Origin of the sequence: Streptomyces sp. KLMMK, assembly GCF_036961605.1 — a bacterium.
Classification (GTDB): Bacteria; Actinomycetota; Actinomycetes; order Streptomycetales; family Streptomycetaceae; genus Streptomyces; species Streptomyces telluris.
On the sequence record NZ_JBAMDC010000366.1, the window covers coordinates 1 to 6,420 of the forward strand.

Below are 6,420 nucleotides of genomic sequence, written 5' to 3' on the forward strand. Positions count from 1 at the left end.
GCGACCGGGCCGTCAGCGGGCGGTCCTCGCGCAGCGCCTCGAAGAGGCGGGCGGCCGCCTCGTCGTCCCACTTCACCGTCGAGCCGACCCGCGGCACGGGATAGTCCGCGGACCCCACCGGCACCGAGGCGAACTCCGCGGAGGCGGGCGAGAGGTTCTTCATCGCCCGGCCGAGCCCGATGAGCGTCTCGCCGTCGAAGCCCCGGTCCGCGCGCACCGAGCCCAGCAGCGTCGCGGCGACCTGCTGGAACTTCACCGGGTTCAGCAGCGCCCCGCCGTCCGTCGCCGTGTGCAGCAGCGAGGCCAGGAAGCGCTGCTGGCGCTGCATCCGGCCCAGGTCGGAGGCCCCGTCGAGGTGCCGCGAGCGCACGTACTGCAGGGCCTGCCCGCCATTGAGGGTGCTCGTGCCCGGCGGCAGGTCGAGCCCGCTGTACGGGTCCCGCAGCGGCCGGGCCGAGCACACCTGCACCCCGCCCACCACGTCCACGGTGCGCATGAAGCTGGTGAAGTCCACCTCCAGGTAGTGATCGACGTGGACCCCGGTGAGCAGCTCCACGGTCCGCACGGTCAGCCCGGGCCCGCCCTCGGCGTAGGCGGCGTTCAGCTTCTGCGCGTGGGCGGGGCGGGGACGGCCGGCCTCGTCGACGTGCGCGGGGATCTCGGCGTAGGTGTCGCGGGGCAGGCTGACGACGGAGACGCGGTCCCGGGCCGCGGACAGGTGCAGCAGCATCACCGTGTCCGTGCAGTGGCAGGCCGTGCCGCCCAGGTGATAGCGCTGCCGCTCCTCGGGGTCGATCCGGTCGCGGGCGTCGGTGCCCACGAGCAGGATGTTCATGCCCTTGCTGACGGCGACGGGCGGCCGGTTCGACAGTCCGGCGAAGGGGTCCACCCGGCCGATGCGGCTGTCGATGTCGGTGACCACCGCGTGCCCGATGCCCCCCGCGGCCAGCACGGCGACGGCGGCGCATGTGGCGAGGCGCAGCCCCCAGCGCGGCCGGCGGGGCGCGCCGTGGCGGGCCCGGCGCGGGTGGGGACTCGGGGCCGGTGCGGTCATGGGCGAGGGCCTCCACGACGGACGGGATGCGGGCGGAACGGGGACGGATAACGTAGGTCAATACGATCAGCAGCCCGCGTCCCCACGCCGTTCCGGTCACCGCTGCCACCCGGGCGGGAGCAGCCGTTCCGCCATTGGCGGTAACGTGACGGACGACTCCGTCGGCTCCCTCCACCCCGCCGGGGGGACCCCGTATCCCCGAGGAACCATGTCCGAACAGCAGCCGCCCGCCGTTTCCGTGATCATGCCGGTGCTCAATGAGGAGCGGCATCTGCGCACGTCAGTGCGGCACATCCTGGAGCAGGAGTACGCCGGCGAGCTGGAGGTGGTGATCGCCCTCGGCCCGTCCACGGACCGTACGGACGAGATCGCCGCCGAGCTCGTGCGCGAGGACCCCCGGGTCCACACCGTGCCCAACCCCACCGGCCGCACGCCCGCCGCCCTCAACGCCGCGATCAAGGCCTCCCGCCACCCGATCGTGGTGCGCGTGGACGGCCACGGCATGCTGTCGCCGAACTACATCGCGACGGCCGTGCGCCTGCTCGACGAGACCGGCGCGCAGAACGTCGGCGGCATCATGCACGCCGAGGGGGAGAACGCCTGGGAGCAGGCCGTCGCCGCCGCGATGACCTCCAAGGTCGGCGTCGGCAACGCCGCCTTCCACACCGGGGGCGCCGCCGCCCCCGCCGAGACCGTGTACCTGGGCGTCTTCCGGCGCGAGGCGCTGGAGCAGCAGGGCGGGTACAACGAGGAGTTCATCCGCGCCCAGGACTGGGAGCTGAACTTCCGCATCCGCGAGGCGGGCGGGCTGATCTGGTTCTCGCCGGAGCTGAAGGTCTCCTACCGGCCGCGCCCGAGCGTGAAGGCGCTGGCCAAGCAGTACAAGGACTACGGCCGCTGGCGCCACGTCGTGGCCCGCTACCACCAGGGCTCGATCAACCTGCGCTACCTGGCCGCGCCGACCGCCGTCGTCGCCATCGCCGCGGGTCTCGTGGCCGGCGCCGTCGTCACCCCGTGGGGCCTGGTCGTGCCGGCCGGTTACCTGGCGGCGATCACCGCCGGTTCGGTGCCCGCGGGCAAGGGCCTGCCGCTGAAGGCGCGCGCGCAGATCCCGGTGGCGCTGGCGACGATGCACATGTCGTGGGGGTTCGGCTTCCTGACCAGCCCGCGGTCGCTGGCGAAGAAGGTCATCGCCAGCCGCCGCGAGCCCGTGCGGGCGGGCTGACCACGCCGATCCGCGCGAAAGGGCCGGACGACACGCTCGTCCGGCCCTTTCCGCATGCTCAGAAACGATTCAGCGAGTTCACCTTCATACAGGCGGAGGTGTCGTTGCCGTTGAGCGGGTCCGAGCTCTCGGGGGCCTTGTCGTCGGCCTCCTTCTTGGGCTTGCCGTCGCCCTGCGCCTTGTCGTCGCCGGGCTTCCCGGACTTCTCGCCCTTCTCGCCCGCCTTGTCCTGCTCGCCCTTGCCGCTCTTCTCGTCCGCGGCGGCGTCCTCGCCCTTCGGGTACGTCGTCCCCGTGCGCCAGTCCCCGCCGATCACCAGGGTCAGCCCCTCGACCGCGGTGGACATCCGCACCGCCCGCTCCGGCAGCCCGAGGGCCTTGGCCAGGGCCTCGGCGTCAGCCCGCTGGGACGTCTTGGCGTACCGCAGCGTCGTGTCGGCCTGGGCCTTGGGCGTGGAGTCCGACGTGGCCTTGGTGAAGCCCTGCTTGACGAGCGCCGCGGCGACCTCGGCGCCGCGGCCGGTGGCGACGGGCTGGGTGGCGGTGCCGGTGCCGTTGAAGACCGTCACCTCGACGGAGCCCTTGGGGGAGGCCGGCGAGGCCGGTGCCGTGCTCCTGTCGTCCTTCTTCTTGTCCTTGCCGTCGAGCGCGATGTCGCGGCGGACGAGCGAGAACAGCTGCTCCGCGTCGCCCGGCTTCGGGACGACGTGGGCGTCCGGGTCCCACGGGTCCGACACCCACGGCATGGTGGTCATGGTGATCCGGCCGGACGGCACGCGCTTGAGGTCGTCGGCGAGGTCGTAGAGCTTCTTGACCGAGCCGAGGTCCTTGTCGACGGTGAGCGCCTTGGTGGCGGCCTCGGCGAGGTCGGTGAGCTTGTCCGGGTCGGTGAGCTTGGTGCCGGACTTCAGCTGGCGGACCATCGCGTTCATGTACATGTGCTGGGCGTGGGTGCGGCCGATGTCGCTGCCGTCCTCGAAGCCGTGGCGCGTGCGCAGCCACTGCAGGGCCTGCTCGCCCTTGACGTTGTGCGTGCCCTTCGTCAGACGCAGACCGGAGTCCTTGTCGTAGACGTTGTTGTCCACGCAGACCGGGACGCCGCCGACGGCGTCGGCCATGCTCACCACGCCCGCGAAGTCGATCATCATGAAGTGGTCGATGGGGATGCCGGTGAGCTCTTCCCAGGCGGCGACGGTGCAGCCGGGCCCGCCGTTCATCAGGCTGGTGTTGATGATCTGCCGGTTCGTCTCCTTGTAGACCGTCCCGTCGTCGGGGTCGGTGCACTTGGGGATCGTGACCCGGGTGTCGCGCGGGACGCTGATGACCGACATGTTGCTGCGGTCGGCCGAGACGTGCACGAGCATCTGGACGTCGGCGAGGGGCTTGCGTCCGGCGTCCTCGCGGGCGCCGCCGAGGGCGACGTTCTCCGCCGAGTTCCGGCTGTCGGAGCCGAGGAGGAGGATGTTCAGCGGGCGCTGGCCCGCGGCGTTGGCGGCGCTGCGGTCGAGGCGCTTGTCGCCGAGGTTGAGCGGGTCCTTCTTCAGATTGCCGTTGAGGTGCTGGTAGTAGAAGTAGCCGGCGGCCGAGACGCCGAGCACGAGGACCGCGAGGCAGAGCGCGGCCCAGCGGGCTATTCGGGCCGCGCGGGTGCGCCGGCTGACGGGAGCGCCGTGCTTCCCGGACCCGCCGGCCTTCGTGGCTTTCGCGGCCTTCCCGGGCTTTCCGGCCTTCTCCGGCTTCCCGGAGTCTCCGCCCTTCCCGGCTGTTCCGGCGGTTCCGTCCTCCTGCGCCGCCTCGGCATCGCCGGACCGTGCGCCCTTGCCGCCGTCTTCGCGTGCCCCCGGCACGCTCTTGCGCGCCCGCGGCCCCCGCACACTGCTCTGCCGCATCAGGCCTCCCCTAAATGGTGCGTCCGGCCCGATGGGCAGGCGTGTCGTCTCTCATGGATCGGTGCGCGCCCAGCGGGTCGCGCGGCAGGGCCGGCCTGCTGATCAACAGACCGGCCGCCCGATAGTGAGATGCATGTGCGCGGTGCCTGGGTTCACTTGGCGCAGATGTTCTTGTCGTCCGCTTCGACCTTTTGGATGCCTTCCGGCGCCTTTGCGGGCGCCGGAGCATTGACGGGGGTGCCCGCGGCCTTGAAGTCCGAGCCCAGGGTGAGGGTCATCTCGGCCGGAGCGGCGCCGCCGGAGGTCTCCTTGAGGGCGTCGGCGGACAGGCCCATCACGTCGGCGACGCGGCGCGCCTGGTCGGCCTGGGCGGAGGAGAACTCCAGGACCGTCTTGTCGGCCTTCTTGCCGTTGCCGCCGTTGCTGCTGCGGACGATGCCCTTGCTGGTCTGCATCCAGCGGACGGCCTCCTGGGCCGCGCCGATCCTGCCGCTGCCGTTGAGGACCTTGACCCGGACGGCCGCGGGCTCCGCGCGGGGGCCCTGCAGCAGGGCCGCCTGCTTGGCGTCGGCCTGCTCCTGCTCCTTCTTCTCCTTCTCCTTCACCTCGGTGAGGGAGACGTCCTGACGGACCATCGCGAACAGCGGCTCGGCCTTCGCCTTGTCGAGGACGACGGTCTTGTGGTTCTTGCCCTCGGCGGGGTTGTCGACGACGGGGACGGTCGCGAAGGTGATGTTCTTGATGTTGACCCGGCTGAGGTCCTTGGCCAGCTTGGTCAGATCGCTGACGGACCCTATGCCGGAGTCGACGGTCAGTGACTTCGTGGCCGCGTCGCCCAGGTTGTAGAGCTTCTTGGGGTTGGTGAAGGTGTCGTCGGACTTCATCTCGCGGATCATCGAGCTCAGGAACTGCTGCTGGAGCTTGATCCGGTCGAGGTCGCTCTCGAAGCCGACGCTGTGCCGGGTCCGCACGAAGGCGAGCGCGTCCTCGCCCTCGATCTTGTGCCGGCCCTTGCTGAGCTTGAGGTGCGACTTGGGGTCGTCGATGTCCTTGGCCAGGCAGACCTCGACGCCGCCGACGGCCGACGACATCCGCTTGACGGCGTTGAAGTCGGCCATCATGAAGTGACTGACCTTCAGCCCTGTGAGGGCCTCGACGGTCCGCCAGGTGCAGCCGGGGTCGCGGTCCTCCTGGCCCAGGCTCTCGTTGAAGCGGACGCCCTTCGAGCCGGGGATGGTCCTGGTCTTCCCGTCCTTCTTGGTGGTGCACTCCGGGATGTCGGTGATCATGTCGCGCGGGATGGAGAGCGCGGTGGCGTTCGACCGGTCCTCGGAGACGTGGAAGAGGAGCGTGGTGTCGGCGTGGCCGACGCTGCCCTCGTCGCCGTAGCCCTTGTTGCCCTCGCCGTCACGCTTGTCGGTGCCGATGACCAGGATGTTGACGGGGCCCTTGATGACGGCGCCGTTGTTGATGCCGACGTCGACCTTGTTCAGGTTGTTGTTGAAGTGCTCGTAGAGCAGGTAGGCGCCCACCGAGCCGCCGACCAGGATGAACGCCAGCGTCCCTCCGGTCCACAGCAGGGCCTTCTTCTTGCCGGACTTCTTCGGCTTGGGCTTGCGCCTGCCCGTCGCGGGTTTGACCGACGCCTTGGTCCCCGCCTTGGTGCCACCGCGCCGGCCGGTGACGCGCGGGCCCGGAACGTCCCGCCGGCCGCCGCCGGGTGCCGGCTTCGGGCGCGGCGCCGGGCTCGGGACGGCCTTAGAGGACGGCACGAAGGAGCTGGCCGAGCCGGAGGGATCGGTGATGTCCGAGGGGGGCGAGCTCGGCCCCGGGGCCGGATCCGCCCCGTCGGCATGGTCGAGACGCAGCTCGTAGCTGCCGGTTTTGGGGTCGAAGACCCACTGGTCGGCGGGGTCGATACCGCCCGCCCGCCCACGGCCTTGCGCGTCCACGGTCGCTTGAATCCTCCGTCGGTGCCACGCGGCGCCTCCCCCCCGAGGCGCTCGGTCACGTCGTCTGTGCAGTGCGCGGTCAGCCCGGCCGTGCGCACCGGATCGCTCACACTATCCGCCCAGTTCAGCGTCAAGCGACGCCGGTGACAAATTCCACTCCCCTACAACTGGGCAATCTGCTCAATCCATTCGCCGACCCGGAAGTCACGTTCGCGAAGTTCGAGCGATTCATCCACAGATGCCGCGTGCGGCCGTGGTCCCTTCGTAGGTGGGGGGAGCGGTGCCCGGCGCGGTGCCGGCG

General features: G+C 70.9%; 4 protein-coding genes. 1 reads left to right on the forward strand and 3 read right to left on the reverse strand.

The window, feature by feature from the left end; all coding sequences use genetic code 11:
* Nucleotides 1–1,054 (reverse strand): LCP family protein (locus tag V7793_RS31090; RefSeq protein ID WP_336012868.1); only part of this gene is annotated, 1,054 nt, incomplete at its 3' end.
* A 208-nt stretch (nucleotides 1,055–1,262) separates the two neighbouring features.
* On the opposite strand from V7793_RS31090, the gene V7793_RS31095 reads away from it, so the two are divergent.
* Entirely contained in the window at nucleotides 1,263–2,279 is a 1,017-nt protein-coding gene (locus V7793_RS31095) for a glycosyltransferase family 2 protein (protein ID WP_336012871.1), read from the forward strand.
* Between the two features lie 58 nt (nucleotides 2,280–2,337).
* Here V7793_RS31095 and V7793_RS31100 read toward each other — a convergent pair whose 3' ends face one another.
* A complete protein-coding gene (locus tag V7793_RS31100; RefSeq protein ID WP_336012874.1) occupies nucleotides 2,338–4,167 on the reverse strand; it encodes an LCP family protein in 1,830 nt (609 codons plus the stop codon).
* Nucleotides 4,168–4,319: 152 nt separating this feature from the next.
* Nucleotides 4,320–6,119, reverse strand: coding sequence for an LCP family protein (locus tag V7793_RS31105; RefSeq protein ID WP_336012877.1), 1,800 nt, complete (start codon nucleotides 6,117–6,119; stop codon nucleotides 4,320–4,322).
* Nucleotides 6,120–6,420 lie beyond the last annotated feature (301 nt).

Excerpts from the sequence above, each read along its gene's own strand:
- V7793_RS31095 (WP_336012871.1), top strand. The coding sequence starts at position 1,263 with ATGTCCGAACAGCAGCCGCCCGCCGTTTCCGTGATCATGCCGGTGCTC.
- V7793_RS31100 (WP_336012874.1), bottom strand. The coding sequence starts at position 4,167 with ATGCGGCAGAGCAGTGTGCGGGGGCCGCGGGCGCGCAAGAGCGTGCCG.